The organism is Anaerococcus lactolyticus S7-1-13 (genome assembly GCF_000758765.1).
Lineage (GTDB): Bacteria > Bacillota > Clostridia > Tissierellales > Peptoniphilaceae > Anaerococcus > Anaerococcus lactolyticus.
Map to the genome: position 1 here is coordinate 147,916 of NZ_JRMW01000043.1, position 26,809 is coordinate 174,724.

Genomic DNA, 26,809 nt, shown 5'->3' on the forward strand with positions numbered 1-26,809 from the left:
TTATGGCAACTGATTTTAATAAAGAATTTATAAAATTTAAAGAACTTATTTTAAAAAATAATCCCCACGCTAATATAGACCTTATAAAAAAAGCTTATGACTTTGGCGTTCTCCACCATAATGGACAAAAGAGAAATTCAGGCGAAGATTATTTTATCCATCCGATTGCAGTGGCATCTAATTTATCTGATATGAAGCTTGATGATGAAACTATATGTGCAGGTCTTATGCATGATGTTCTTGAAGATACAGACGTTACAAGAGATGAAATGAAGGCTGAGTTTGGTGAAGAAATTACTTTTCTAGTTGATGGAGTAACTAAACTAAAAAATATAAATTATACTTCAAAAGAAGAAAAACAAGCTGAAAATATAAGAAAAATGGTTATGGCCATGGCAAATGATGTAAGGGTGGTCCTTATTAAACTTGCTGATAGACTTCACAATATGCGTACTCTTGAGTATATGACTAGAGAAAAGCAATTACAAAAAGCAAATGAGACTATAGAAATATATGTTCCACTTGCGCATAGGCTTGGTATTTACTCCCTAAAATGGGAATTAGAAGACCTATGTTTTAGGTATCAAGAACCTGAGAAATATTACGAACTTGCCGAGATGGTAAACGTAAAAAGACGTGAGAGAGAAAATTATATCAATGAAATAATTGATACTTTAACCAAATCGCTTGATTCAACAAATATAAATTTTGAAATATCTGGTAGACCTAAGTCTTTGTACTCTATTAATAAAAAAATGGAGAGAAATAAGATTGCTTTTGAAGAAATATATGATCTTACAGCTATTAGGGTTTTGGTAGATACTATAGCTGAATGTTATGCTGTTTTGGGCAAGGTTCACTCTTTGTGGAGACCAATTCCTAATAGGATAAAAGATTATATAGGTCAACCTAAACCAAACGGATATAGGTCGCTTCACACTACTGTTTTTGGTGATGACTCTAAGCCTTTTGAGGTTCAAATTCGTACACGAAAAATGCATAGGGAGTGTGAATTTGGTGTTGCAGCCCATTGGCGTTATAAGGAAAATAAGAAAACTACTTCGGATTTCGATGATGCTATGAGCTTTTTAAGGCAAATTGTTGAATGGCAACAAGAAGGTGGTAAGGATGTAAATAATGAAGAGTTTATGGAGACTCTTAAGACAGACTTTTTCTCAAGAGAAATTTATGTGTATTCTCCAACGGGTGAAGTTTATTCGCTTCCTATTAACTCCTGTTCAATAGATTTTGCCTATAAAATTCATACAGAAGTTGGCAATTCTTGTGTGGGTGCCAAAGTAAATGGTAGGATGGTGCCAATAACTCAACCACTTAAGACGGGGGATTTAGTTGAGATAATTACTAGTAAAAATTCCCAAGGTCCTAGTAGGGATTGGTTAAATATTGTAAAAAGCAACCAAGCCAAGTCAAAGATAAAACAATATTTTAAGCGTTATGACAAAGAAGACAATATTGAAATTGGGAAATCTTCTGTGGCGCGTGATCTTAAGAAATATAAACAAAATTATAGGTACTTGCTCAAAGATGAGTGGCTAGCAGAGATTGCTAGCGATTTAGGTTTTCCATCTGAAGATGAAATGTATGCTTCAGTTGGTTATGGAAAAACTACTGCTGAGCAAGTTAGTCAGAAGTTAATAAGGAAAGATAAGGAAGAGCTTAAGAAAAAAGAATTAAGCAGTCCTTTGGATATTAGTAAAAAAGAAATAAATACCCAAGTAACTAATGAAATAAGGGTATCAGATCTTGATGAGGATGTAGAAGTTAAATTTGCTAAATGTTGTACACCTGTTCCTGGTGATCCAATTATTGGGTTTATTACTAAGGGTAATGGTATTTCAGTCCATGTCAAGACTTGTCCAAACATTATAAATTCAAAATCACCAGAGAGATTAATTGATGTTTATTGGCAAAATTTATCTACTGATAAGTTCCCAGTTAAAATTCAAATAATATCAGCAAATGGTCCTTCAATTCTATTTGAAGTATCAAAAATGATGTCAACATTTGACGTAAATATCTTAAGCATCAATGCAAGAACAGATAGTGATGCTGGCATAATGGATTTGGTTATTGAAGTTAGCAGCACTGAACAATTAGATAATGTTATTAAGAAGTTAAAAACTATTAAAACAGTTTCAGATGTATTTAGGGTGAAAAGTTAATGAGAGCAATTATACAAAAAGTTACAAGAGCAAGCGTTAAAGTAGAAAATGAATTGATATCTGAAATAGGAAATGGTTACATGATTCTACTTGCTGTTAAACAAACAGATACTGATGATGACTTTCTTTATATAAAAAAGAAAATATCAAATTTAAGAATATTTGAAGATGAAGATGGAAAATTAAACTTAAGCATTAAGGACACGGGAGGAGAAATTCTCTTGGTTAGTCAATTTACCCTTTATGGTGATGCAAGAAAAGGCAATAGGCCATCATTTACCATGTCAGCAGGGTTGGAAAAGGCTAATAATTACTACGAAAGACTTCGTGATGAATTGATTAGTGAAGGGTTTACAGTAAAAACTGGGAAATTTCAGGCGCATATGGAAGTGAGTCTTATCAATGATGGACCTGTCACAATTATTCTAGACAGTGAAAGGATTTTTTAATGATTATAAATAGATTTACCCTAGGACCAGTTTTGACAAATTCTTACCTGGTTCACGAGAATGGTAAGGGATTTATTGTTGATTGTCCCTACCCATCAAGTGCTCTTGATAAGTTTATAGAAGACAATAAAATAAAAATAGAATTTATAATACTCACTCATACACATTTTGATCATGTTACAGGGCTTAAATATTATAAGGATAAGTTTAATGTAGATGTTTATGCATCTAAGGACGCTAAGGAAATTGCAGAAAATCCTAATTTTAATTTAGCTTATCATATAAGTAATTTAGAAGTCCCAATAGATCATTATTTAAAGGACGGAGAAGTATTTAGTAAGTATAATATCAAGGCTATAAAAACACCAGGACATACAATAGATTCTATGTCTTATGTCCTAGGCGATGTAATATTTACAGGGGATACTTTGTTTAGACTTTCTGTAGGAAGAACAGATTTTCCTGGAGGGTCTTTTGATGAAATTAAAGATTCTATAATAAATAAATTGGGTAAACTAGACAGAAACTCTAAGATTTATCCTGGACATAACGAAGAAAGCATTTTGGGATTTGAATTAGATAATAATCCTTTTTTACATTAATTGGAGGCAATATGGAATTTAAAAGAACACATATGTGTGGTAGCTTAAGAAGTTCAGACTTAGGCAAGGAAGTTGTATTAATGGGATGGGTTGCTAAAAAACGTAATCTAGGCTCCCTAGTATTTATAGATTTAAGGGATAAAACTGGTATAAGTCAAATTGTAATTAGAGATGATGATAAGGATAATTATGAAAAGGCTCGCGAAATCTCTCAAGAGTATGTTCTTGAAGTTAAGGGCAAGGTTTACGAAAGAGAAAGCAAAAATCCTGATATTCCTACTGGTGATATTGAAATTATTGCAGATAAGATAAATATACTTGATAAGGCTAAAACTCCACCAATTTATATCAAAGATGACGATGATGTAAGCGAAAATTTAAGGCTAAAATATAGGTATCTCGATATGAGAAAACCTTCAGTTCAAAGAAATCTAAAGCTTAGGTCTGATATTGTTAGAACAATGAGAGAATATTTTTACGAAAATGACTTCACCGAAGTAGAAACTCCATTTTTAACAAAACCTACTCCAGAAGGAGCGAGAGACTATTTAGTTCCATCAAGGATAAATGCTGGTAAATTTTATGCCTTACCACAATCACCACAATTATTAAAACAAATTTTAATGATAGGATCATTAGATAGGTACTTCCAAGTTGTAAAATGCTTTAGAGATGAAGATTTAAGAGCAAATAGACAACCAGAATTTACACAACTTGACTTAGAAATGAGTTTTTCTAATCAAGATGATGTAATTGCGATGAATGAAGGACTTTTAAAGGTTTTATTTGATACTTATACTGACTATGATTTAAAATTACCTATAAATAGAATGGACTATAGTGAAGCTATGGAATCTTATGGGTCTGATAAGCCAGATTTAAGATATGGATATAAAATTAAAGATGTATCTGAAATTTTCGTTGGAAGTGAATTTAAAGTATTCGCTGATAATACTGGCGATGGTAAGTCTGTAAGAGCTATTAACTTTACAGGTCTTGAGGATAAGTATTCTAGAAAACAACTAGATAAATTAACAGATTTTGTAAAAGATTATGGTTTAAAAGGTTTATCTTATATTAAATTTAATAATGAAATGCAATCTTCAATCAAAAAATTCCTAACAGATGATGTTATTAATGGTTTGAAAGAAAAATTAGACACCAAAGATGGAGATTTAATTTTCCTTGCTGCAGATAAAGATAAGACTGTTCTCGAAGGTCTAGGAGCTTTAAGAGTTAAGATAGCTAAAGATAATAGCCTTTATGAAAAAGAATACGCTTTAACTTGGGTTGTGAACTTCCCAATGTTTGAATACAGCGAAGAAGAAGATAGGTATGTAGCACAACACCATCCATTCACAATGCCAAACGAGGAAGATATTGACTTGCTTTTAACCCAACCAGAAAAGGTAAGAACTCAAGCATATGATATTGTTATAAATGGTGATGAAATGGGTGGAGGATCAGTTAGAATAAATAATTCTGATCTTCAAAAGAAAGTATTTGAAGCACTTAAGCTAAGTGATGAGGATATTAAAATTAAATTTGGTTTCTTCATTGAAGCTCTTCAATATGGTACACCACCACATGCAGGTTTAGCTTATGGCCTTGACAGATTATTAATGTTATTTGCAAAAACTGATAATATCAAGGATATAATTGCATTTCCTAAAACTCAATCTGCAACATGTCCTCTTACAGAAGCACCAACTATGGTAGATGATAAGGCGCTTGAGGACCTTAATATAAAATTGAGGTGATAGCATAGATGGCAATGACTAAAGAAGGTCTAGTCCTTGAAAATAATAATGGAAATTTAAAAATAAAAGTAGATCGAAACAGCGCTTGTGGTTCATGCGCTGCTAGTGCTTCTTGTGTAGAAAGAAAAACCACAATTATCGAAGTTTTTTCTGCTGACAATATAAACAAAGGAGACAAAGTTATTTTAGAAAGTGACGCTGATGAAATTAGTAGAATTTCAGCTCTAGTGTATATAATTCCTGCTATTTTAGTAATGCTTGGAGCAATACTTCCTTCAATGTTATTAAAAAATACAGGATATGATACTAATCTAATTAGTTTAGGTTCTGTTATCCTAATGCTTGCTTTGTCAATTTTATATATAAAAAGACTTGATAAGGGTTCGAAAAAAGAAAAGTTTATTAAGGTCAGAAAAGTTTATTAATCATGATATTTAATAACAGAATTGGAGAAATATATGGCTTTACCAATAGTAACTCTTGTAGGTAGGACTAATGTAGGTAAATCTACATTGTTCAATCGCCTAGTTGGAAAAAGAAAATCAATAACAGAAGACGTCTCTGGAGTCACAAGAGACAGGATAGTTGATAAGGCTGAATGGCAAAATAATGAATTTTTGCTTGTAGATACTGGTGGTATCGATATATCAAGCAAAGACATGATGAACGTTGAGATAAGGGGTCAAGTAGAAAAGGCACTTCTTGAAACAAACTTAATTTTATTTGTCGTTGACGGCAAAGAAGGGGTAAACCCTCATGATGTTGATATAGCCAACGAGATAAGAAAATATAATAAACCTGTAATTATTGTGGCGAACAAAGTTGACAATATGCAAGTTCCTGATGATTTGTATGATTTTTATTCCTTTGGTTTTGATAATCTTGTAATGATATCAGCTGAGCAGGCAAAAGGGCTTGGTGATTTATTAGATGCTATTATTTCATATATAGACTTTTCACAGTTTGAAGGAAATGACGATGAAACAAGGATTGCTATAATCGGCAAACCTAATGCAGGTAAGTCTTCTTTAGTAAATCTTCTACTTAATGAAGATAGAATGATAGTAACAGATATAGCAGGCACTACTCGAGATGCCGTTGATAGTTATTGGACCTATAATGACCACAACTATGTCTTAATAGACACAGCTGGTCTTAGAAGAAAATCAAAAGTAAAAGAAAATATAGAGTATTATGCTAACCAAAGAACCTTTGATGCTGTAGATAGTGCAGAGATATGTTTATTTTTAATAGATGCTACTGTAGGTGTTACAGAACAAGACGCTAAGATTGCTGGTTATGCCCATAATAATAAAAAGGCTATAATAATTGCGGTAAATAAGTGGGATCTTGTTGAGAAAGATACTAATACTATGGCCGAAATGGAAAAGGAAATTAGAAAGACTCTTTCTTTTGCTCTTTATGCACCAATAGTTTTCATATCAGTTAAAGACAATGCTAGGATTGATACTCTTCTAGATATGATAGAAGTAGTTGATAATAACTATAGGATGAGAATTAAAACGGGTGTATTAAATACTATATTACAAGATGCAATGCTCATAAATCAACCACCACAAGATAAGGGTAAGAGGCTTAAGATTTATTACATGAGTCAAGTAGGAACTTGTCCTCCAAAATTCCTTTTATCAATTAATGATAGAGAATTATTACATTTTTCATATACTAGGTATCTAGAAAATCAAATAAGACAGAATTATTCATTAGTGGGTGTTCCTTTTAGCTTTGTATTTAAAGAACGAAGTGGTAAAAAATGAAGTATTTAGCCATAGCGATTTTATCTTACTTATTAGGTAGCCTGCCTTTTGGATATTATATTGGAAAATACATCTATAAAAAAGATATTAGATCCATGGGTTCAGGTAATATTGGAACAACAAACGCTCTTAGAAATTTCGGTAAAAAAGCCGGCTTACTCACCTTTGTTCTTGATGTTTTCAAGGGCGGACTTGCAGCATTTCTTGGTAATCTTATTGCAGGAAATGATGGCATGAGTTTGGCTATGTTCTTCGTTGTTATCGGACATATGTATAGTTTCTTGCTAAATTTCAAAGCAGGGAAAGGTATTGCAACAGTATTTGGAGCTTTAATTTATATAAATCCAATTTTTGCCCTTGGAATGTTCGGAGTATTTTTTATAATAGTTTTATTATCAAGAATGGTATCTCTTGGATCTATTTGTGTTTGCTTAGTTGCAATTATTTCAAGTCTTATTTTGTATAGACTCAATAGCTTTAGCTTAAGTTTATCAATCATTGCTATAATTATAATAACTAAACACAGGGATAATATAAAAAGACTAATTAAGGGCGAAGAGAATAAATTATTTTAGGGGATATGATGACAATTTCAATTTTAGGAGCAGGATCTTGGTCAACAGCAATAGCAGATTTGCTTGCTGAAAAAGAAGATGTTCTTATTTATGCGAGAGATGAAAATGTAGTTTCTGCAATAAATGATAAACATCAAAATATAAAATATTTTCCAGAAATCAGATTAAAAGAAAATATTAGAGCAACAAGTAATCTTTCTGAGGTATTTGCTAATAAATACCTTATTAATGGTATTCCTACTCAACAGATTAGAAATGTTTTAAATCAAGCGCGAGGTTTACTAAAAGACGACCATATAATAATTAATTTGTCTAAAGGCTTGGAGCTTGGTAGCCATAAAAGAATTTCAGAAATTTTTAAAGATTTTAATAAAAATATTTCATTTGTAGCCTTAAGTGGACCGTCACACGCAGAAGAAGTAATTTTAAAGATGCCTACTGCGGTAGTATCTGCTTGTGAAGATGGTGCATTATCTAAAGAAATACAAGAACTTTTTGTGAGAGAATATTTTAGGGTATATTCATCAACTGACTTAGTTGGTGTAGAACTGGGTGGAGCCATAAAAAATATTCTTGCCTTTGGTATTGGTGTTGCACATGGTCTTGGCTATGGTGATAATGCAAAAGCTGCCCTTGTTACAAGAGGAATCCATGAAATGAGCAGGTTTTCATGCGCTTTTGGTGCTGAATTTAAAACTATTAATGGACTTGCAGGCGTTGGAGATTTGATTGTAACTGCAACTAGCAAGCATTCTCGAAATAATAAAGCTGGAATTTTATTAGGTAAAGGCTATAGCCTTGAACAGATTCAAAATGAGATAAATATGGTTGTTGAGGGCATACCTTCAACAAAATCAGTTTATGAACTAGCTAAAGATAAAAATATAGAGATTCCAATTACTAGTGAAATTTACGAAGTGCTATTTAATAACAAAGACTGCGATGAATCTGTAAAAGATTTAATGATGAGAGATATAAAAAGTGAATTTTAAATTTTTACTTTATAATTATTTAGTATATAATGATAGTAGATAAAAAAGCAAAGGATGATAAAAATGTTTGACAGATTTAAAGAATTCATTGGTATCGATGATAATTACGATGATTATGACGATGATCAGATGTATTATGATGATGTAGAAGCTAAGGAAGAAAAAAGACCAAGAACAACTTATAGTGATTTATTGGATGATAGTAAGGATAGCACTTATGCTACAGACTCATTTAAATCAAGCAAAACAAGTTTTTCTGATGATTATTCTTTTAATAATTCCTATAAATCAGATGATACCGAAGATAAGGTTGTAAGTATTAATAGTAGCAGTTTTTCTAGGAGTAGTAATATGAGAATATCAATACAAGAGCCTTTAGACTATGATAATGATGGTCCAGTGGTTATAGAAGAAATCCTTAAGAACAGAGTGGTAGTTTTAAATTTAGAAATGGTTGACAATGATCTAAGAATGAGAATATTTGACTTTGTTAGTGGAGCAGTATATGCCCTTAAGGGTAACATGAAAAAAGTTACTAAAGGAATTTTTGTTATAACTCCAAATGGGGTCGAGATTGATTCTTTTGTGGCAGACCAAATTTCAGAAGGAAATTATAACCAACTATAGATCGATTAAATTCGATCTTTTGTTTTTATGGCGTTAGAATATAATTTAGATCATATAAGTGACAAACAGAAAAAAACAAATATAAGAAAGGCCTTATCTATTTTAGAAAAGGCTTTTTATAAGAGAATTGAAACTAAGAGCTTTTTCTTAGATCCTTTTGAGCAAAAAACAATTGCTGAAATTGCAAATAAGAATTCTATAAAGATATGTTTTTTGGGAGGGAATATAGACGCTGAAAGAAAAATATTTGTTGCAAATTATTTCTATGAGCCTCTATATGAGCCTAACTACATAAGTGTAATGGAATTTGAATCACAAGATATAAGTCATCCAGACGTCTTAGGCGCGCTTTTAAGTCTTGGTATTGATAGGAATGATATAGGGGATATTTCAATTTTAGATGGAAAAGTCGTATTTGCTATTAGTTTGGACCAAGCTGATTTTGTTGAATTTAACTTAAGTAAAATTAAAAACGAAAGAATAACTTTGATTAAAAAAGAAGATGCCAAACTCGATTTAATTAAACCGAGCTATGAATTACATGATGGTTTTGTATCGAGTTTAAGACTTGATAATTTACTTGGTTTAATTCTTTCAACTTCAAGAACCAAGGCTAAGGATATTGTAAAGGCGAGATTGGTTAAGGTAGATTATCAAATTATTGAAGATCCTTCTATTCAAGTTGATGAAAATAGTCTTATATCTGTAAGAAGGTTTGGCAGGTTTATTTTTGATAAAATTGATGGTTTGAGCAAAAAGGGAAATTATCACATAAGTTATAGGAAAGTAAAATGATATATATTTTAATAATTGTTTTAGGGATTGTTTTAGACAGACTGAGTAAGTTATATGCTATTAATAATTTTATAGAAAAGCCAATTAATACACCCTTTATAAATCTTACTTATTTAGAAAATAGGGGAGCGGCATTTGGAATTTTACAAGATAAAAGAATTTTCTTTTTGATAATAACACTAGCTATAGTTCTTTATTTGATATATTATTTTTATAAGTCATATAAGAGCAATCCTGTAATATTAAATGTAAGTATAGCTATGATTATTTCAGGCGCTTTAGGTAATTTTTATGATAGATTTTTTAATGGTTTTGTAGTAGATTTTATTGAATTTTCATTTTTCACTTTCCCTGTTTTTAATATCGCAGACATTTTTGTGACTTTGGGGTGTGGCTTAATGATATTGTATATTGTTTTTATTCATGAAGATAAATAATGACTGGGATCTTATTCTAAAAGAGGAATTCGAGAAAGAATATTTTAAAAAAATCGAAAGTTTTTTAGATAAGGCATATGAAGAAAAAAATATATATCCTCCAAGGGATGAAATTTTTAAATCTTTAGAACTTTCATCATTTGAAGATACAAATGTTGTTATACTTGGGCAAGATCCATACTATAATCCTGGTCAGGCAGAAGGTCTTTCATTCTCTGTAAAGAAGGGAGTCAAACTCCCACCTTCTTTAAGAAATATTTATAAGGAAATGAACAATGACCTTGGGTTAGAACCAGCGAAAAATGGTACGCTAATTTCTTGGGCACGCCAAGGCGTACTTTTATTAAATGCAAGTCTTACTGTTGAGGAGAAGAAACCAAACTCTCATAAATCGATAGGTTGGCAGATTTTTACTGATAAGATAATATCTCTATTGAATGAAAGAGAGAGACCCTTAGTTTTTATACTGTGGGGTAATTTTGCAAGGTCAAAAAAAGCCTTGATTACAAATTCAAGGCATTTGATTCTAGAATCTGCACATCCATCTCCACTTTCAGCACGAAATGGATTTTTGGGTTCTAAACCTTTTTCTAAAACGAATGAATTTTTAAAGAAAAACAATTTAAAAGTAATAGATTGGGAAATAGAGGATTAGTAATGATTCTCTATTATTTTTTTGCATAGATTTAATAAGTTCTTATAGTTATAAATTCTATCTTCTCTAATTATTAATAATTTATCGTTAACCTCGATGTTAGATTCATTTTTTAAATCAAAATGATTTATAGTTACAAATCCATTTATATCTCTATTAAAACTACCATATAAAACGTGTATATTAAGCTTGATGGTGGTATCTTTGATGCTTATTTGATAATTATTTTCTGCAACAAATAAGTCCTCTAATTTTTTTTCTGACTCAAATTCAAAGTTTCCTATATCCTTATTAATGTTAGCCTTGCATATCCAAAACTTACCGATTTTGCTATCGATACTTAATTTATTTATATAGAAATTTTCGATATCAGAAAGCGCTTCTGTTGCTATTAAGTCATTTTCATTGTGTTTAAGAATAGGATAAGGCTTATCTCTTGTGAGTATATCTTCTGACAGCTTGCTAATTGCTTTATATCTACTAGGATCATTTCGCTCAATTCCAATAAATTTTTCTATAGCTACAAGCTTCATAGAGTCATATGAAAAAAATTTTGAATGCCATTTTATAATTTTATAAATATCTTGGCTGGATTCTGGAAATACCGGAAAGAGTTTATGTGAGATGAGCCTAGAATTTAAGAATGGTATGTCAAAGGTATCACCATTAAAAGTGATTATTTTTTTATTTTTTATCTCCCTAAGATATATATTTAACAACTTAATTTCTTCAGAATCATCTTGCGCAAAGTGTTGAAAAATATAAGCGCTATCATTTTCTATTTTTACAAGTCCTAAAAGAACTAACTTGTCATTTCTAAAATCAAGTCCTGTAGTTTCTATATCTAAGACAAGTTCATCTTTATTTAATTTTTTGCCATTAATTCTTATTTTTTTACTAATCATATACTCATTATACTGTTATTAACTTTAAATAATCATTATTGGTTGAGCTTTCTTGTAATATCTTTAAGCTCTAATATAATGATATAATTGAGGTGTACATATGATATATTTAGATAATGCTGCGACAACAAAAATGTATGATGAAGCACTTAAAGCCTATGTGGATGTTTGTAAAAATTATTTTGCAAACCCTAGTGCTCTTCATAGCTTTGGGATGGAAGCAGAAAATTTGATAAAGGATACAAAAAAATACATTGGTAAATTGATATCTTCTAACGAATCTGAAATATTTTTCACAAAATCAGCGACTGAGTCGAATAATATAGCTATAAAATCCTTTGAAGGAGTTGCTCTCACAAGTAAAATTGAGCATTCTTCGGTTTTTAATGCTTTTAAACATGCAAATTTCGATGAGATAAGGTATGTAAATAATGATAAGTATGGGTTTTTAAACGAAGAGGATTTGAAAAATAAATTAGATGATAAAGTCACTTTTGTTTCTTTTATATATGTAAATAATGAAATTGGTACAATCCAAGATATAAAAAATATTTCAAAAATCATTAAAGATTATAATAAAGATATAGTGATTCATATTGACGCGACTCAGGCTATGGGGAAAATTCCTTGTGATGTTAAAGAGTTAGGTATAGATATAATGAGTTTTTCTGCTCACAAATTTCATGGACCTAAACAGCTTGGTGGACTTTATATAAGAAAAAATGCCCAAGGGAAAATAAGACCACTCTTAGATGGGGGTTATCAAGAGATAATTTCTTCAGGGACCAATAATCCACCAGCTATATATGCTTGCGGCATCGCCTTAAAAAAACAGGTCGAATCTAATGAGTATGAATATATTAAAGAGCTTAACCATTATCTAAGAACATTAATCGAGGATAATATTTATGATACCTATATAATATCACCTTTAAATAATTCATCACCTTATATCTTAGATGTGGCATTTGCTAATATTAAGTCAGAAGTTCTTCTACATATGCTCGAAGAAGAAGAAATTTATGTATCAAGTGGCTCCGCTTGTTCCAAGGGTGATTATAGCAGGATTTTAAGTGCCTTAGGTATTGAAAAGAAATATATGGATGGTGCAATTAGGTTTTCTTTTTCTAGTGAAATAACTAAGGAAGATTTAGATTGTACTTTAAAAGTTTTGAAATCAAGTATAGATATGATAAGGATGGTTATGTAATGGAATGGATGTTATCGGTTAGCTTTGGAGAGATTTTTCTAAAGGGTAAAAATAGGCATATTTTTTATAAAACTGCCATTGATAATATAAAAAGAAACATAAGAGATATCCCTTACGAGGATATGTATTCAGAATCTTCAAAGCTTTATATTAAGGCTGATAAAAAAGATTTTGACAAATTAAAAAACAATATTCTTAAAGTCTTTGGAATCTCATATGTTTCTTATGTAATAAAAACAAGCAAAAACCTCGATGATATTTACAAGGCATGTAAACTTGATCTCGAGGAATATTTTACTGGAAAGAACTATACGTTTAAAGTTGATTGTAAGAGGACTGACAAGGCATTCGAATTTAAGTCACCTGAGCTTTCTGCCAAGATTGGTGGATTTATTCTTAGAGATTTCCCTAACCTTAAGGTAGATGTTCATAATCCAGATTTTAGAGTGTTTATTGATGTTAAAGATAATGTTTATGTCTATTCTAAGAGATTTAAAGGATTAGGAGGCCTTCCAATCGGATCATCTGGAAAGGGACTTCTACTTTTATCTGGTGGTATTGATTCACCTGTAGCGGGATTTATGGTTGCAAAAAGAGGAATGAAAATAGATTGCCTACACTTTCATTCATACCCTTTTACATCCAAAAGAGCCTTACAAAAAGCGATAGACCTTGCTGAAATTATGTCTGCCTATACAGGAAAAATGAGAGTTTACTCAGTCAATCTTGCTAATATATATAAAGCAATAAATCAAAATTGTGAAAGAAGAGAAACAACAATTTTATCTCGTCGATTTATGATGAGAATAGCTAATAAAATTTCAGAAGCTAATGCCTATCAAGCATTAATAACAGGAGAATCACTAGGTCAAGTTGCAAGTCAAACTATAGAATCAGTTGCAGTTATAAATGATTCGTCAGATTTACCAATCTTAAGACCACTTATAGCGATGGATAAAAAAGATATCATCGATATTTCATTGAAGATAGGTTCATATGATAAATCTATAGAACCTTATGATGACTGTTGTTCAATTTTTGCACCTGATAGTCCAGTGACAAAACCAAAATTAAATTTTATAAAAATGAGTGAAGAAAATCTAGATATTGATGCCTTAGAAGATGAAGCAATAAAGAATATGGAAATTATTGATATTGCTTGACAAAATAATAATACAGAAGTAATATATATCAGTAGACCGCTCAGTTAGGGTTCTGATCCCCGAATGCTGGCGAGAATATTATAAATAGGAGGCTTTCCATGTACGCAATTATTAAGACAGGTGGAAAACAATACAAAGTATCAGAAGGTGACTTAGTAAGAGTTGAAAAACTTGCTTACGAAGTTGGTGAGACTGTAGATTTTGATCAAGTACTATTAGTATCTAATGACGGAGACCTTAAAGTTGGTGCTCCATTAGTTGAAGGTGCAAAGGTAACAGCAACAGTAGAAGATCAAAATAAAGATAAGAAGATTGTGGTTTATAAATATAAACCTAAAAAACAATATAGAAAAAAACACGGCCACAGACAACCTTATACTTTAGTAAAAATTAATAGCATAAGTCTTTAATGATTAATATTAATTTATTAATCAATAAAAAAGACGAAATAGTAGGTTTTGAAATTGAAGGTCACGCCAATTACGATGAGTATGGTAAAGACCTTGTATGTTCAGCTGTCACTATACTTGCCTATAGCTGTGTTAATAGTCTTGACAAATATGCTGATGACGTTAATTTTTCAGATAATGAAATAATAATGACTGTTTCTATTAGTAGTCCTAATAGGGATACAGATGTCATTTTTGATTATTTTAAGACAGGTATTGAAACACTTTTGGGTAATTATGGCAGCTACGTTAAATTAAATTATAAGGAGAAAATATGATATTAAATATTAATTTACAAAGATTTTCAAGTAAAAAGGGAGTTTCTTCATCTAAGAACGGTAGAGACTCAAGAGCTAAAAGACTTGGTGTAAAAAGAGCTGATGGTCAATTTGTAAATGCTGGAACAATCATTGTTAGACAAAGAGGAACAAAAATTCACCCAGGTAACAATGTAAAAAGAGGTTCTGATGATACTCTTTATGCTTCTTGCGAAGGCGTTGTAAAATTTGAAAGAAAAGGCAAAAGCAGAAAACAAGTCTCTGTTTATGCACAATAATTGATAAAAAATTAAGCTTGCCTTTGGCAAGCCTTTTTTTATGAAAGGAAAGTTATGATTGATATTGCAAAAATTAGCATAAAAGCAGGAGATGGAGGCAATGGTGCTGTTGCTTGGAGAAGAGAAAAGTATGAGCCAACAGGTGGTCCCGCTGGTGGTGATGGTGGTGACGGTGGTTCAATAATTATCAAAGCAACTAGAAACCTATCCACACTTGATGAGTTTAGATATAAGAAGAATTTTGAAGCAGAAAATGGTGAACAGGGTGGAAAGAGCAAGAAGTTTGGTAAAAAAGGCGAAGACCTTTATATTCCTGTTCCTGTTGGTACATTAATTAGAGAAGCAGAATCTAATACCATTATCAAAGATATGAAAAATGATGGTGAAGAATTTTTGATAGCAAAAGGTGGTAGGGGTGGTCGTGGAAATGTCCACTTCAAAAATTCTATAAGGCAGGCTCCTAGATTTGCCGAATCTGGTAAAAAAGGTCAGGAAATAGATCTAATTTTTGAATTAAAAGTCCTTGCAGATGTAGGACTTGTAGGCCTTCCTAATGTAGGAAAATCAACACTATTATCTGTAATTACAAAAGCTAGACCAAAGATTGCAAATTATCATTTTACAACTATCGATCCAAATTTAGGTGTTGTTAAGGTAGATAATGAAAGAAGCTTTATTGTTGCAGATATAGCTGGTTTGATTGAGGGTGCTAGTGAAGGTTCAGGACTAGGCCATGACTTTTTAAGGCACATAGAAAGATGTAGGATTTTGATTCATCTTGTTGATATCTCTGGTCTTGAGGGCAGAGACCCAATTGAAGACTTCAAGCTTATCAATAAGGAATTAAAACTTTACAATAAAAAACTTTCTGAGAAGCCAATGATTGTTGCTTTAAATAAGTGTGAGCTTGATTATAATGATAATGCAGCAAAATTTATTGAACAATATGATGATGCTTATAAGATATTTAAAATTTCTGCAGCGACTACAGCTGGTATAAAGGAAATGATTGATTATGTCACAGAAGAACTTGAAAAATCAAGTGAAGAAGAATTCGCTCTATATGAAGAAGTTGATGAAAAATTCTTAGAAGATTTCTACAATAAAGAAATTGATTTTGACTTAAATATCAAGAAAGAAAATGATATATACTTAGTTTACGGTAAGAGGGTAGACAACCTCTTAAAGAAAGTAAATATTGACGATTACGACTCAATGATTTACTTTGAATCAACTCTTAGAGAAATGGACGTATTTGATAAATTAAAAGAAATGGGAATACAAGACGGAGATAGTGTTGCTGTGGGCGATATTGTCTTTGAATATTATGAATAGGAGGAATTATGTTAACAGGTAAACAACGAGCTATGTTAAAACAAGAAGCTCATGATTTTAAGCCAATAATAAATATTGGAAAATTTTCAATATCTGATCAATTACTAGAAGCAATTGATGAAGCTCTTGAAGCGAGAGAATTGATTAAGATTAAAATTTTAAACAACAACCTTGATGATGCTGATTATATCATTGATACTATAGTTGAAAAATTAAACTGTGAATTTATTTCGCACATCGGTTCAATTTTCACTATATATAGAAAAAACGACACAAATATTTATAATTTATAATGAGAATAGGTCTTTATGGTGGGACTTTTGATCCAATTCATCTTGGTCATTTAATTGTGATAGAAAATGCGATTAATCAGATGGATTTAGACAGGGTAATAATTTTACCAAGCTCGAACCCACCTCATAAAAAAAATATAAACAAGACAAAAGCTGACTTGAGGGTAGAAATGGTCTATGAGGCTATCAAGGATAATCCAAAAATAATCCTATCCACTTATGAGTCATCAAACGATGAAGTTAGATACACCCATGAAACACTAGACTACTTTACGAGTCATTTAAGTAATCATGAAATTTTTTATATCATGGGTGAAGATTCCTTCATGACTATAGATTCTTGGAGAAATTATGAAAAAATATTAGGCTATAACATTATTGTATTCGCAAGGGAAGGAATAGAAGAGGATGGTAAGCTAGTAAAAAAAGTAAATAAAATTCGTAAAGCTAATCCAAACATATACCTAATAAATATTCTAAATGTTAATATTTCTTCAACCTTAATTAGGACCTTAGTAAAAGAAGATAAAAGTATAAAATATTTAGTAAGAGATGAAGTTGATTATATAGTTAAAAATAGGCATTTATATGAATGATTTAACAAAAATATATGAAAAATTAAAACACGATATTGGAGAAAAAAGATTTGAACACAGTTTAAGAGTAGCTAAAACTGCAGAAAAAATGGCAGTTAAGTTCGATGTAGACCCTAAAAAAGCATTTATGTCTGGTCTTGTCCATGACTGCGCTAAATACAATGAAGAATCTTATATAAAAAAATTCAATATCGACCGGGCTGCTTATCCAGTAAGTTCAATAAAAGATTCTGTCCTCCATGCATTTTTAGGAGCAGAAGTAGCAAAAAAAGTGTATAATATATATGATGAGGATATATTAAATGCTATTAAATACCACACAACTGGTAGGAAAGCTATGAGTGATTTAGAAAAGATTATTTTTATAGCTGATGCAATAGAACCGGGACGTGAATTTGAAGGTATTGAAAATATTAGAGAGGTTGCTTATAACAACCTTGACGATGCTTTACTTTTATTATTAGATAGCAATATTGTTTTTTTAATAAATAAAAAAGCTTTGATAAATCCTCTTAGCTTTGAAGCTAGAAACTACTTGATTGAGGAGAAAAATGGAAAAATTAGATGTAATAGTTAAAACATTAGAAGATAAATTAGCGGATGATATAAATGTCATTAAACTTGAAGATTCATCTGTAGCAGATTATTTCATTGTTGCCACAGGTAATTCTATTAATCAAACACGAGCCTTAGCTGACTATATAGAAGATGATTTGCACAAAGAAGGTTATGATATTAAATCTAAAGAAGGCTTTAGAGAGGGAGAATGGATTTTAATTGATGCAGGAGACATCATTGTCCATATCTTTACTCAAAAACAAAGAGAATTTTATGATTTAGATAATCTGTGGGAAAATTAATTTCTCATACCTTTTATAGGAGATGATATGCCTAAGGATAGGAAAGATAAAATCATTTTTGCAGGAATTATATTTCTTGCTTTTCTTCTAGCAAATTTATTTGCTAACGGTGGTTTCAAAAATCTTCTTAATAAAAATGAAGATGAAATCGAAATGACAAGTTCGGTTGATGAAAACACCGAGAAAGATAAAGAAGAAGTTAGAGATGATTTATCTAGTCAAGATAAGAAAGTTTATATTTCAGGAGAAGTTAAAAACTCTGGAGTATATGATATAAAGGATGGAGATAGGTTAGATGATCTTGTAAAAAGAGCGGGTGGTTTTACTGATAAAGCCGACAAAAACTCTATTAACCTTGCCTTAAGGTTAGAAGATCAAATGAAAATATACATACCTAATGTTGATGAAAATCAAAACATAAATACTAATAATACAAATCTGACAACTGGTGATACCACATCTAATGCTGCTACATCTTCAAGTCAAAAGATTAATCTTAACTTGGCAAGCAAGGAAGAGCTAATGACATTACCAAATGTCGGTGAGAAAAGAGCTCAGGCTATCCTAGACTATAGAAAAGAAAAAAGATTTGAAAAAATCGAAGATATTAAAAATGTCAAGGGCATAGGTGAGAAGTTTTTTGAAGCTATGAAAGATTTGATTACAGTATAGGGGTATATATGAAATTATCTACGAGAGGTAGGTATGGATTAAGAGCGATATGCTATATAGCAGAAAACCAAGATAAGGGTTTTATACCTGTCTCTGAAATAAGCGAAAAATTAAATTTATCAGAAAATTATTTAGAACAGTTAGTTAGAGTCTTAAAAAAAGATGGTCTTATTAAATCAAGCAGAGGCCCAAAGGGAGGTTATAAGATAAAAAGCGATTTATCTAGCATAACCATTGGTCAAATTCTAAGGAGTTTAGAAGGTGATATGACAACAAGCGAATGCGTAAGCGGAAAGTTTGATTGTAGTGAAAAATGCGATGCCTATGATCTCTTCAGTAAGCTTGATTACTTAATAAACGCAGCCATTGACTCTATTACTTTAGAAAATATTGTTAAACACGAAATTTAAGGAGAATTAATGAAAAACTTAGGAATGAACGAGCTTAGAAAAAGCTATCTAGAATTTTTTGGAAATGAGAAAAATCACACACTTTTAAAATCATTTCCTCTAACACCAATTGATGATGACACACTATTATTAATTAACGCAGGTATGGCGCCTCTTAAAAAATATTTCACCGGTGAATTAAAGATGAAAAATAATAGGGCCACCTCTTCACAAAGATGTGTAAGAACAGGCGATATTGAAAGGGTTGGTAAAACTGAACGCCACGGTACATTTTTTGAAATGCTTGGAAACTTTTCATTTGGAGATTACTTTAAAAGAGAAGCTATTAACTGGGCTTTTGAATTCCTAACAAAAAAACTTGAAATTAATAAAGACGATTTATGGGTAACAGTTTATTACGATGATGATGAAGCATATAATATTTGGCATGATGAAATTGGTATGCCAGCAGAAAGAATTTTAAGACAAGGCAAAGAAGATAACTTATGGGAACTAGAAGTAGGTCCTTGTGGTCCATGTTCAGAAATTTATGTTGATAGGGGTCCTGAAAGAGCTGTTGATGAAAATGACAACCAACCAGGTAATGATAATTCTGATAGGTTTATGGAAGTATGGAACTTGGTATTTACTCAATTTAACAAGGATAATCAAGGTAACTATACTAATTTAAGCCATCCAAATATAGATACAGGTATGGGTCTTGAAAGAATCGCCATGATTCTTCAAGGTAAAGATAATATTTTTGAAATAGATGTAATGAAAGAAATTATATCTGAAATTGAAAAATTATCTGGAAAAACATATAAGGCTAACAAGGTGGATGATGTATCTATAAGGGTAATCGCTGACCATGCAAAAGCCATGACATTTTTAGTGTCTGACGGCGTTATTCCATCAAATGAAAAACGTGGTTACGTTTTAAGAAGACTTATAAGAAGAGCTTATAGACATGGTAAATTATTAGGTATTGAAGGCCCATTCTTAAATAAAATTGTAGATAAGGTAATAGAAACTTATAAGGTTGAATATGATGAACTTGTTGATAACATGGATAACATCCATAAAGTTATCAGTGATGAAGAAGATAGGTTCCAAAAAACAATCAACCAAGGTTTAGAAAAATTAGACAGCCTAATTGCTGATATGGAAAAAAATAATATTAAAATTCTAGACGGTAGTGAAGCCTTTAAATTATATGATACCTATGGATTCCCACTTGATTTAACAAAAGAAATTTTAGAAGAAAAGAATTTAGATGTTGATGATGAAAAATTTGAAGAAGAAATGGAAAATCAGAGAAATCTTGCAAGAAACGCAAGAAAAACTGACAACAAGCATAAACACGACAATCTTTTAGCTGATCATCTAGAAAAAACTGACTTCCAAGGTTATGAAAACTTTGATCTTGAAGGAAAATTACTTGCTATTTTTGTTGATGGAGAAGAAAATTCTTCGATAAAAGCACCAAATAAAGGTATAATAGTTAGTGATAAGACTTCATTTTATCCAGAAGGTGGTGGAGAAGTCGCTGATACAGGCTTTATTAAAACTTCAAATGCTTGTGCAAAAGTAGTTGATGTTCAAAAGAAGAATGATATTATATTCCACTATGTGGAAGTGACAGAGGGTGAATTTGTCAAGGGTAGTGTTGCTCGTTTTGTAATTGATCTAGAAAGAAGATTAGACATACAAAGAAATCACTCTGCGACTCACTTATTAGATAAGGCCCTAAAGAATGTACTTGGTCAAAATATAAACCAGGCTGGTTCTTTAGTAGACGAAGATAAATTAAGATTTGATTTTACTTATAACAAGGCTCTAAGTAATGAAGAGCTTAGAAAAATCGAAGAAGAAATCAATGCTAAAATCAGAGAACAGCTTCCTGTAAAAAAGGAATACATGGATTATAAAAAATCAGAAGAATTGGGTGCAGTTGCCCTATTCGAAGATAAATATAAAGATATTGTTAGGGTTGTTTCTATGGGTGATTATTCTATAGAATTATGTGGTGGTTGCCATGTAAATAATACAGCCGAAGTATTGATGTTTAGGATAAAATCAGAATCATCTGCAGCTGCAGGTGTTAGAAGAATCGAAGCTATAACAGGTAGGGCTGTTTTCGAAGAATTAATTTCTAAGGAAAACACCATTAAAGAAATAGCTAATGACTTAGATGCTAATATAAATAACATTAAATCAAAAATTAATTCATTAAAATCAGAAATAGCATCCAAAGATAGTGAAATCAAAAGATTGAAATCTCAATCAAATAAAGATGTATACAGTGAACTTAAATCCAAAATCGAAAAAGTAAACGGTGTAAATCTACTAATAGCAAAATTTGATAACGCAAGTGTCGATGAATTAAGAGAATTAGAAAATAAATTTAAGAATGAATACGATAATTTAGTTATTATTTTTGCTACAGTAAGCGATAAGATTATATTTACTGTGTCAGTTGATGATAACCTAACTGATAAATATAATGCAGGCAAAATCGTAAGAGAAATTGCTCAAATCACTGGAGGTAATGGAGGCGGTAAAAAGAACTTCGCCCAAGCTGGTGGAAGTGATATTTCAGCCTTAGATAAGGCACTTAAGAGGGCCTACGAAATAATAAAGGAGTAATAAATGACTGATATTAATAAGCTTAATGAAACTATGCTTTTCAAGAGAGAAGACATTGAGAAGAACAATATTAGAGAAATCCTTACAACAGTTTACAAGGCTTTAGAGGATAAGGGTTATAAGCCAAATTCTCAAATAGTAGGTTATCTACTATCTGGAGATCCAACCTATATAACCGCTCATAATAATGCCAGAAAGCTTATTAGAGCAGTAGACAGAGATAAGATATTAGAAGAATTATTAAATAATTATATCAATGAGTAGGATAATGGGGCTTGATGTAGGGGATAAAACAATAGGTGTCGCTCTTAGCGACCCTTTGTTTATAACTGCCCAACCCTATGAAACAATAAAAAGAACTAAAGCAAAATTTGATATAGATAGGATTGAAAAAATATTTGTTGAAAATGATATTTCATTAATAGTTGTAGGGCTACCTAAAAATATGAACAATACTATGGGTCCACAATCTATGAGGATTATTAGTTTTGTTGACCTGATTAAAAAAAGAATTGATACAGAAATTGTCTATCAAGATGAAAGACTTACCACAATCCAATCTGAATCAGTACTAATCGATATGAGTGTTAGACGAGAAAATCGAAAAGCTCATATTGACAAAATTGCTGCAAGTTTTATATTGCAAACTTATTTAGACAGGAGAAATAATGAATAGTATCTTTTTACTGGATGAAAATAATAATGAAGTCGAATTTAATATAGTGGATACATTCGGAATAGATGATAAAAATTATGCCGCGCTTAAGAAAATTGGCGACGATATGATAATGATTTTAGAAGTTTATAATACAAATGACCTTATAAACTTCAAAACTATTGAAGATTCAAACGAACTAAATGAAATTATTGAATTTTATGAAGAGATGAAAAGGGAAAAAGATGAACATTGATGAAGTAAGAAAAATTTTTGAAAAAAATAACCAAAAATTCACCAAACAAAGAGAATTGATTTTTAATGTTTTAAAAAGCTCTTCAAAAAAACATCTGACACCAGAACAACTTTTTTCTATAGTCCACCAGGACCATAAACAAGTTGGTATTGCTACTATCTATAGAACTTTAAATATTTTTGATGAGTTAGGGATAGTTAATAAGCAAGAGTTTACAGATCAAGCTTATACTTATGAAATTATTGATCCTGAAAGTGATCACCACGATCACATTATATGTACTTCTTGTGGGAAAATTCTGGAAGATGAATTTTTGTCGTATGATGATGTAAAAAAATCCCTAAAGGAAAATTATAATTTTGATTTATCCTATTATTCTTTAAGAATTTATGGAATCTGTTCCGATTGTCAGAATAATGAGGAGAAATAATGACAAATGAAAAAAAATTAAGAATAATCCCAATAGGTGGATTACATGAAGTAGGTAAAAACTGTGCACTAGTGGAATATGGAAATGACATGATAATGATAGACTGCGGTCTAACATTTCCAAATGAAGAAATGCTAGGGGTTGATATTGTTATACCTGATTTTACCTATGTAGAAGAGAATAAACAAAAACTAAAGGGCATATTTGTAACCCATGGTCACGAGGACCACGTTGGTGCCATACCATATTTTTTAAAGAATGTGGATACAAATGTTTATTGCTCAAAATTAACCAAGGGTCTTATTGAAAACAAATTTAAAGAACATGGCCTAAATCCAAATAAGATTAAGATGGTCAATGTTAATAATACAGTAAAAGCTGGTAGCTTAAGCGCTGAATTTATCAGAGTAAGCCACTCAATTCCAGATTCATGTGCTATAGCTGTTAAGTCTCCTGTTGGAACAATAATTTTCACTGGAGATTTCAAAATGGACTTTACACCAATTGATAATGATCCAACAGACATTCAAAGACTTGCAGAATTAGGCAAGAAAGGTGTCTTAGCATTATTTGCAGATTCTACTAACGTAGAAAGAGAAGGATTTTCTCTAAGCGAAAAAGTCGTTGGCGAAACATTTGTTGAGATATTTGGACAAGCTAAGTCTAGGATAATAGTTGCAACTTTTGCATCCAATCTCCATAGGGTTCAACAAATTATTACAGCGGCTGAAAAATATAATAGAAAAGTAGCGCTTTCTGGTAGGTCAATGTTAAATAACGTCAGGATAGCAAATGAATTGGGTTATTTAAATATTAAGAAAAATACTCTAATTGACATGAAAGCCATTAAAAAATACGCTGATGATGAACTTGTTATCCTCTCAACAGGAACACAAGGAGAGCCTTTAAGTGCTCTTACAAGAATGGCAAATAAAGAACATAGACAAATTACCTTAAACGAAACAGATATGGTTATCTTATCATCATCTGCTATACCAGGTAATGAGATGGCTATAAATACAACTATCAATAACCTAACTAAGATAGGTTGCAAGATAATTTACTCATCCTTAGCTAAGGTCCATGCATCTGGACACGCTTGCCAAGAAGAAATTAAATTAATGTATCAATTAATTAAGCCAAAATATTTGATCCCAGCCCATGGTGAAATCAGACAACTCCAAAAACATTCTGAAATCGCTCAAGACATGGGACAACCAAAAGAAAATATTTTTATATGTGAAAATGGTGATGTAATTGAATTTACAAAAAAATCTGCTGGTATTAAAGGGAAAGTACAAGCAGGGAACGTACTTGTTGATGGGTCAGGAATTGGTGATGTAGGCAACATTGTTCTTAAAGATAGGAAACACTTATCTGAAGATGGACTCTTAGTTGTATCCATAACCTTTGATAGACATACACAAGAATTATTGGCGGGACCTGAAATAGTGTCACGTGGATTCGTCTATGTAAAAGAAAACCAAGATATTATTGAAAATGCAAAAGATGTTGTATTAAGATCTATTAATAAGTGCAAGAAGCAAGACATCAAAGCCTTAAGCCAAATAAAATATCAGATTAGAGAAGATTTAAAATCTTATATATATAATGAACTTGGTAGAGATCCAATGATACTACCAGTAATATCAGAGATAGAAGATGGGAAATATTAATTACGAACACACTTCCCTTTTTATAGAAGATTTGCTTAACGATACTGACTTTGTTGAATTAAGAAAATATGCTAAAGAAAATGACGTGCCAATTATGAACAGTCAAACTAAAGCGTTTATAATTTCAATCCTCAAGATTGCTAAACCTAAAAAAATCTTAGAAATAGGTACAGCTATTGGATATTCATCACTTTGTTTTAAAAAATATACTGGTGCGGACATTACAAGCATTGAATTAGATAAGGAAACAGCAGATATCGCAAGAAAAAATTTTGAAAAATATAATGTAAATGTCAATCTAATTAACGATGACGCAATGAAAGCCTTGAGAAATATAAATCAAGGCTTTGATTTTGTTTTTATAGATGCAAATAAGTCTAGATATTTAGATTATTTCAAAATAACAAGTAAGCTTCTTAACGAAGGCGGAATTATAATTGCAGATAACGTCTTGTTTAGGGGCGAAGTTTGCAATGATGATATAATGGAAAAAAGAAAGAATACTTTAGTTAAAAGACTTAGGAATTTCCTAGCCTATATAACAGATCTTGATGATTTTATTACATCTGTTATCCCAATAGGGGACGGACTTACCTTGAGTGTTAGGAGAAATAATGAAAAATAGAAAAGTAGAATTATTAGCCCCCGCGGGTGATTTTGAAAAATTAAAAACAGCCATAAAGTTCGGTGCAGATGCCGTATATCTAGCTGGAGATAATTTTGGTCTTAGAGCCAATGCCAAAAATTTTAATAACGATGAATTAAGAGAGGCAGTTGCTTATGCTCATGAACGAAATGTAAGGGTTCATGTAACTATGAATATTATGCCTCATGACGGAGATATGGAAGGTATTGTAGAGTATTTGGAAAACCTAGATACAATAGGTATAGACGCACTTATAATCTCTGATCCGGGTATTTTTTCTTTAGCTAAAAAATATACCAATATAGATCTTCACATTTCAACTCAAGCATCTGTGACAAACTCAGCAACAGTTAATTTTTGGTATGAAATGGGGGCTAAAAGAATAATACTTGCACGTGAATTATCTCTAGACGAGATAACTGAGATAAGAAAAAATGCACCAGAAGATATGGAAATAGAATGTTTTGTTCACGGTGCAATGTGTATTTCATATTCTGGTAGGTGTCTATTGTCCAGTTATATGACAGGTCGTGATGCAAATAGGGGTGATTGTGCGCAACCATGCAGGTGGAAATATTCACTTCAGGAAGAAACTAGACCAGGGGAATACTTCCCAATTGAAGAAGATGGTCATGGTGGCACTTTTATTATGAATTCTAAAGATCTCTGCTTGATTGAGGAAGTTGACAAGTTAATTGAGGCAGGAATAGACAGTTTTAAAATCGAAGGTAGGATGAAGACTCCTTTTTATGTTGCAACAGTAATCAGATCTTATAGGCAGGTTATAGATAGCTACTACGAAGGAACCTATAGCAAAGAAGTTAGTAAAAAATATTTTGATGAAATAAGTAAAGCAAGCCACAGGTACTTTACCAAAGGATTTTTCTATAAAAAGACTGATGAGAACGACCAAATTTATACATCTTCATCATATATAAGAAATTATGATTTTATTGGTGTAGTAAAAGATTATGATAAAGAATCAAAAATAGCGACTATTGAGCAGAGAAATAGGTTCTTTAAGGGTGATCAAATAGAAATTTTTGGCAATTCTAAGGATTTTTATACTTTAATAATTGATTATATGGAAGATGAAAAGGGTCAAGAAGTTGAGGTTGCAAATATACCAAAACAATTAATTAAAATAAAAGTAGATTTTCCACTCGAAGAGGGAGATATACTAAGAAAAGAAATAAGAGACTAAAAAAGCTAGCCA

General features: G+C 31.3%; 33 protein-coding genes. 32 read left to right on the forward strand and 1 reads right to left on the reverse strand.

The window, feature by feature from the left end:
* Window positions 1–2: 2 nt before the first annotated feature.
* The 12 genes from HMPREF1630_RS08765 to HMPREF1630_RS08820 all read left to right on the forward strand — a co-directional run bounded on the left by HMPREF1630_RS08765 (window position 3) and on the right by HMPREF1630_RS08820 (window position 10,853).
* A complete protein-coding gene (locus HMPREF1630_RS08765) occupies window positions 3–2,183 on the forward strand; it encodes a RelA/SpoT family protein (RefSeq protein WP_037328800.1) in 2,181 nt (726 codons plus the stop codon).
* The gene (dtd, locus tag HMPREF1630_RS08770; protein WP_037328802.1) at window positions 2,183–2,632 is read left to right on the forward strand and encodes a D-aminoacyl-tRNA deacylase; all 450 of its coding nucleotides are present in this window, start codon (window positions 2,183–2,185) and stop codon (window positions 2,630–2,632) included. The genes HMPREF1630_RS08765 and dtd overlap by 1 nt, the downstream gene beginning before the upstream one ends.
* A complete protein-coding gene (locus HMPREF1630_RS08775; RefSeq protein WP_037328804.1) occupies window positions 2,632–3,234 on the forward strand; it encodes an MBL fold metallo-hydrolase in 603 nt (200 codons plus the stop codon). The genes dtd and HMPREF1630_RS08775 overlap by 1 nt, the downstream gene beginning before the upstream one ends.
* A gap of 11 nt (window positions 3,235–3,245) precedes the next feature.
* On the forward strand, window positions 3,246–4,994 hold the full coding sequence (gene aspS, locus HMPREF1630_RS08780; protein WP_037328805.1) for an aspartate--tRNA ligase: 1,749 nt from the start codon (window positions 3,246–3,248) through the stop codon (window positions 4,992–4,994).
* An 8-nt stretch (window positions 4,995–5,002) separates the two neighbouring features.
* A complete protein-coding gene (locus tag HMPREF1630_RS08785) occupies window positions 5,003–5,419 on the forward strand; it encodes a SoxR reducing system RseC family protein (protein WP_037328808.1) in 417 nt (138 codons plus the stop codon).
* A 33-nt stretch (window positions 5,420–5,452) separates the two neighbouring features.
* Window positions 5,453–6,772 carry a ribosome biogenesis GTPase Der gene (gene der / locus HMPREF1630_RS08790; protein WP_037328809.1) on the forward strand — a complete coding sequence of 440 codons (1,320 nt, stop codon included), beginning with the start codon at window positions 5,453–5,455 and terminating at the stop codon, window positions 6,770–6,772.
* The gene (gene plsY / locus HMPREF1630_RS08795; protein WP_037328810.1) at window positions 6,769–7,347 is read left to right on the forward strand and encodes a glycerol-3-phosphate 1-O-acyltransferase PlsY; all 579 of its coding nucleotides are present in this window, start codon (window positions 6,769–6,771) and stop codon (window positions 7,345–7,347) included. Before der ends, plsY begins: the two co-directional genes overlap by 4 nt.
* A gap of 8 nt (window positions 7,348–7,355) precedes the next feature.
* Window positions 7,356–8,339, forward strand: a complete 984-nt coding sequence (locus HMPREF1630_RS08800; protein WP_037328811.1) for an NAD(P)H-dependent glycerol-3-phosphate dehydrogenase — start codon at window positions 7,356–7,358, stop codon at window positions 8,337–8,339.
* A gap of 63 nt (window positions 8,340–8,402) precedes the next feature.
* Complete coding sequence (locus tag HMPREF1630_RS08805; protein WP_037328812.1) at window positions 8,403–8,966, forward strand: cell division protein SepF; 564 nt, start codon at window positions 8,403–8,405, stop codon at window positions 8,964–8,966.
* Between the two features lie 27 nt (window positions 8,967–8,993).
* Window positions 8,994–9,761: a YlmH/Sll1252 family protein gene (locus HMPREF1630_RS08810; RefSeq protein ID WP_037328813.1), complete on the forward strand. Its 768-nt coding sequence runs from the start codon at window positions 8,994–8,996 to the stop codon at window positions 9,759–9,761.
* On the forward strand, window positions 9,758–10,198 hold the full coding sequence (lspA, locus tag HMPREF1630_RS08815; RefSeq protein ID WP_004827469.1) for a signal peptidase II: 441 nt from the start codon (window positions 9,758–9,760) through the stop codon (window positions 10,196–10,198). Before HMPREF1630_RS08810 ends, lspA begins: the two co-directional genes overlap by 4 nt.
* Window positions 10,185–10,853, forward strand: coding sequence for a uracil-DNA glycosylase (locus HMPREF1630_RS08820; protein ID WP_004827470.1), 669 nt, complete (start codon window positions 10,185–10,187; stop codon window positions 10,851–10,853). The genes lspA and HMPREF1630_RS08820 overlap by 14 nt, the downstream gene beginning before the upstream one ends.
* Here HMPREF1630_RS08820 and HMPREF1630_RS08825 read toward each other — a convergent pair.
* Window positions 10,850–11,758, reverse strand: a complete 909-nt coding sequence (locus HMPREF1630_RS08825; protein WP_037328814.1) for a ribonuclease H-like domain-containing protein — start codon at window positions 11,756–11,758, stop codon at window positions 10,850–10,852. The genes HMPREF1630_RS08820 and HMPREF1630_RS08825 overlap by 4 nt on opposite strands.
* A 100-nt stretch (window positions 11,759–11,858) precedes the next feature.
* Between HMPREF1630_RS08825 and HMPREF1630_RS08830 the strand changes: the two genes are divergently transcribed.
* The 20 genes from HMPREF1630_RS08830 to HMPREF1630_RS08925 all read left to right on the forward strand — a co-directional run bounded on the left by HMPREF1630_RS08830 (window position 11,859) and on the right by HMPREF1630_RS08925 (window position 26,797).
* Window positions 11,859–12,968, forward strand: coding sequence for a cysteine desulfurase family protein (locus HMPREF1630_RS08830; RefSeq protein ID WP_037328816.1), 1,110 nt, complete (start codon window positions 11,859–11,861; stop codon window positions 12,966–12,968).
* On the forward strand, window positions 12,968–14,131 hold the full coding sequence (gene thiI / locus HMPREF1630_RS08835; protein WP_037328865.1) for a tRNA uracil 4-sulfurtransferase ThiI: 1,164 nt from the start codon (window positions 12,968–12,970) through the stop codon (window positions 14,129–14,131). Before HMPREF1630_RS08830 ends, thiI begins: the two co-directional genes overlap by 1 nt.
* Window positions 14,132–14,229: 98 nt before the next feature.
* Entirely contained in the window at window positions 14,230–14,541 is a 312-nt protein-coding gene (gene rplU, locus HMPREF1630_RS08840) for a 50S ribosomal protein L21 (protein ID WP_037328818.1), read from the forward strand.
* Entirely contained in the window at window positions 14,541–14,858 is a 318-nt protein-coding gene (locus HMPREF1630_RS08845; RefSeq protein WP_004827475.1) for a ribosomal-processing cysteine protease Prp, read from the forward strand. Before rplU ends, HMPREF1630_RS08845 begins: the two co-directional genes overlap by 1 nt.
* The gene (gene rpmA, locus HMPREF1630_RS08850; RefSeq protein ID WP_004827476.1) at window positions 14,855–15,136 is read left to right on the forward strand and encodes a 50S ribosomal protein L27; all 282 of its coding nucleotides are present in this window, start codon (window positions 14,855–14,857) and stop codon (window positions 15,134–15,136) included. Before HMPREF1630_RS08845 ends, rpmA begins: the two co-directional genes overlap by 4 nt.
* A 54-nt stretch (window positions 15,137–15,190) precedes the next feature.
* Window positions 15,191–16,471 carry a GTPase ObgE gene (obgE, locus tag HMPREF1630_RS08855; RefSeq protein ID WP_037328821.1) on the forward strand — a complete coding sequence of 427 codons (1,281 nt, stop codon included), beginning with the start codon at window positions 15,191–15,193 and terminating at the stop codon, window positions 16,469–16,471.
* A gap of 8 nt (window positions 16,472–16,479) precedes the next feature.
* Window positions 16,480–16,764 (forward strand): YhbY family RNA-binding protein, encoded by a 285-nt coding sequence (locus HMPREF1630_RS08860; RefSeq protein ID WP_037328823.1) that lies wholly within the window; start codon window positions 16,480–16,482, stop codon window positions 16,762–16,764.
* Complete coding sequence (gene nadD, locus HMPREF1630_RS08865; protein WP_037328825.1) at window positions 16,764–17,360, forward strand: nicotinate (nicotinamide) nucleotide adenylyltransferase; 597 nt, start codon at window positions 16,764–16,766, stop codon at window positions 17,358–17,360. The genes HMPREF1630_RS08860 and nadD overlap by 1 nt, the downstream gene beginning before the upstream one ends.
* Entirely contained in the window at window positions 17,353–17,937 is a 585-nt protein-coding gene (gene yqeK / locus HMPREF1630_RS08870) for a bis(5'-nucleosyl)-tetraphosphatase (symmetrical) YqeK (protein ID WP_037328826.1), read from the forward strand. The genes nadD and yqeK overlap by 8 nt, the downstream gene beginning before the upstream one ends.
* Window positions 17,912–18,220, forward strand: a complete 309-nt coding sequence (gene rsfS, locus HMPREF1630_RS08875; protein ID WP_004827481.1) for a ribosome silencing factor — start codon at window positions 17,912–17,914, stop codon at window positions 18,218–18,220. Before yqeK ends, rsfS begins: the two co-directional genes overlap by 26 nt.
* Before the next feature lie 27 nt (window positions 18,221–18,247).
* Window positions 18,248–18,892, forward strand: coding sequence for a DUF655 domain-containing protein (locus tag HMPREF1630_RS08880; RefSeq protein WP_004827482.1), 645 nt, complete (start codon window positions 18,248–18,250; stop codon window positions 18,890–18,892).
* An 8-nt stretch (window positions 18,893–18,900) separates the two neighbouring features.
* Window positions 18,901–19,302, forward strand: coding sequence for an RrF2 family transcriptional regulator (locus HMPREF1630_RS08885; RefSeq protein ID WP_004827483.1), 402 nt, complete (start codon window positions 18,901–18,903; stop codon window positions 19,300–19,302).
* Between the two features lie 9 nt (window positions 19,303–19,311).
* A complete protein-coding gene (alaS, locus tag HMPREF1630_RS08890; RefSeq protein WP_037328828.1) occupies window positions 19,312–21,930 on the forward strand; it encodes an alanine--tRNA ligase in 2,619 nt (872 codons plus the stop codon).
* A gap of 3 nt (window positions 21,931–21,933) precedes the next feature.
* Entirely contained in the window at window positions 21,934–22,194 is a 261-nt protein-coding gene (locus HMPREF1630_RS08895) for an IreB family regulatory phosphoprotein (protein WP_004827485.1), read from the forward strand.
* Window positions 22,187–22,606, forward strand: a complete 420-nt coding sequence (gene ruvX / locus HMPREF1630_RS08900; RefSeq protein ID WP_004827486.1) for a Holliday junction resolvase RuvX — start codon at window positions 22,187–22,189, stop codon at window positions 22,604–22,606. Before HMPREF1630_RS08895 ends, ruvX begins: the two co-directional genes overlap by 8 nt.
* Window positions 22,599–22,841, forward strand: coding sequence for a DUF1292 domain-containing protein (locus HMPREF1630_RS08905; RefSeq protein WP_004827487.1), 243 nt, complete (start codon window positions 22,599–22,601; stop codon window positions 22,839–22,841). Before ruvX ends, HMPREF1630_RS08905 begins: the two co-directional genes overlap by 8 nt.
* Window positions 22,831–23,271, forward strand: coding sequence for a Fur family transcriptional regulator (locus HMPREF1630_RS08910; RefSeq protein WP_004827488.1), 441 nt, complete (start codon window positions 22,831–22,833; stop codon window positions 23,269–23,271). The genes HMPREF1630_RS08905 and HMPREF1630_RS08910 overlap by 11 nt, the downstream gene beginning before the upstream one ends.
* Window positions 23,271–24,947 (forward strand): ribonuclease J, encoded by a 1,677-nt coding sequence (locus tag HMPREF1630_RS08915; RefSeq protein WP_004827489.1) that lies wholly within the window; start codon window positions 23,271–23,273, stop codon window positions 24,945–24,947. Before HMPREF1630_RS08910 ends, HMPREF1630_RS08915 begins: the two co-directional genes overlap by 1 nt.
* Complete coding sequence (locus HMPREF1630_RS08920; protein ID WP_004827490.1) at window positions 24,934–25,572, forward strand: O-methyltransferase; 639 nt, start codon at window positions 24,934–24,936, stop codon at window positions 25,570–25,572. The genes HMPREF1630_RS08915 and HMPREF1630_RS08920 overlap by 14 nt, the downstream gene beginning before the upstream one ends.
* Window positions 25,562–26,797, forward strand: coding sequence for a peptidase U32 family protein (locus HMPREF1630_RS08925; protein WP_037328830.1), 1,236 nt, complete (start codon window positions 25,562–25,564; stop codon window positions 26,795–26,797). Before HMPREF1630_RS08920 ends, HMPREF1630_RS08925 begins: the two co-directional genes overlap by 11 nt.
* Window positions 26,798–26,809 lie beyond the last annotated feature (12 nt).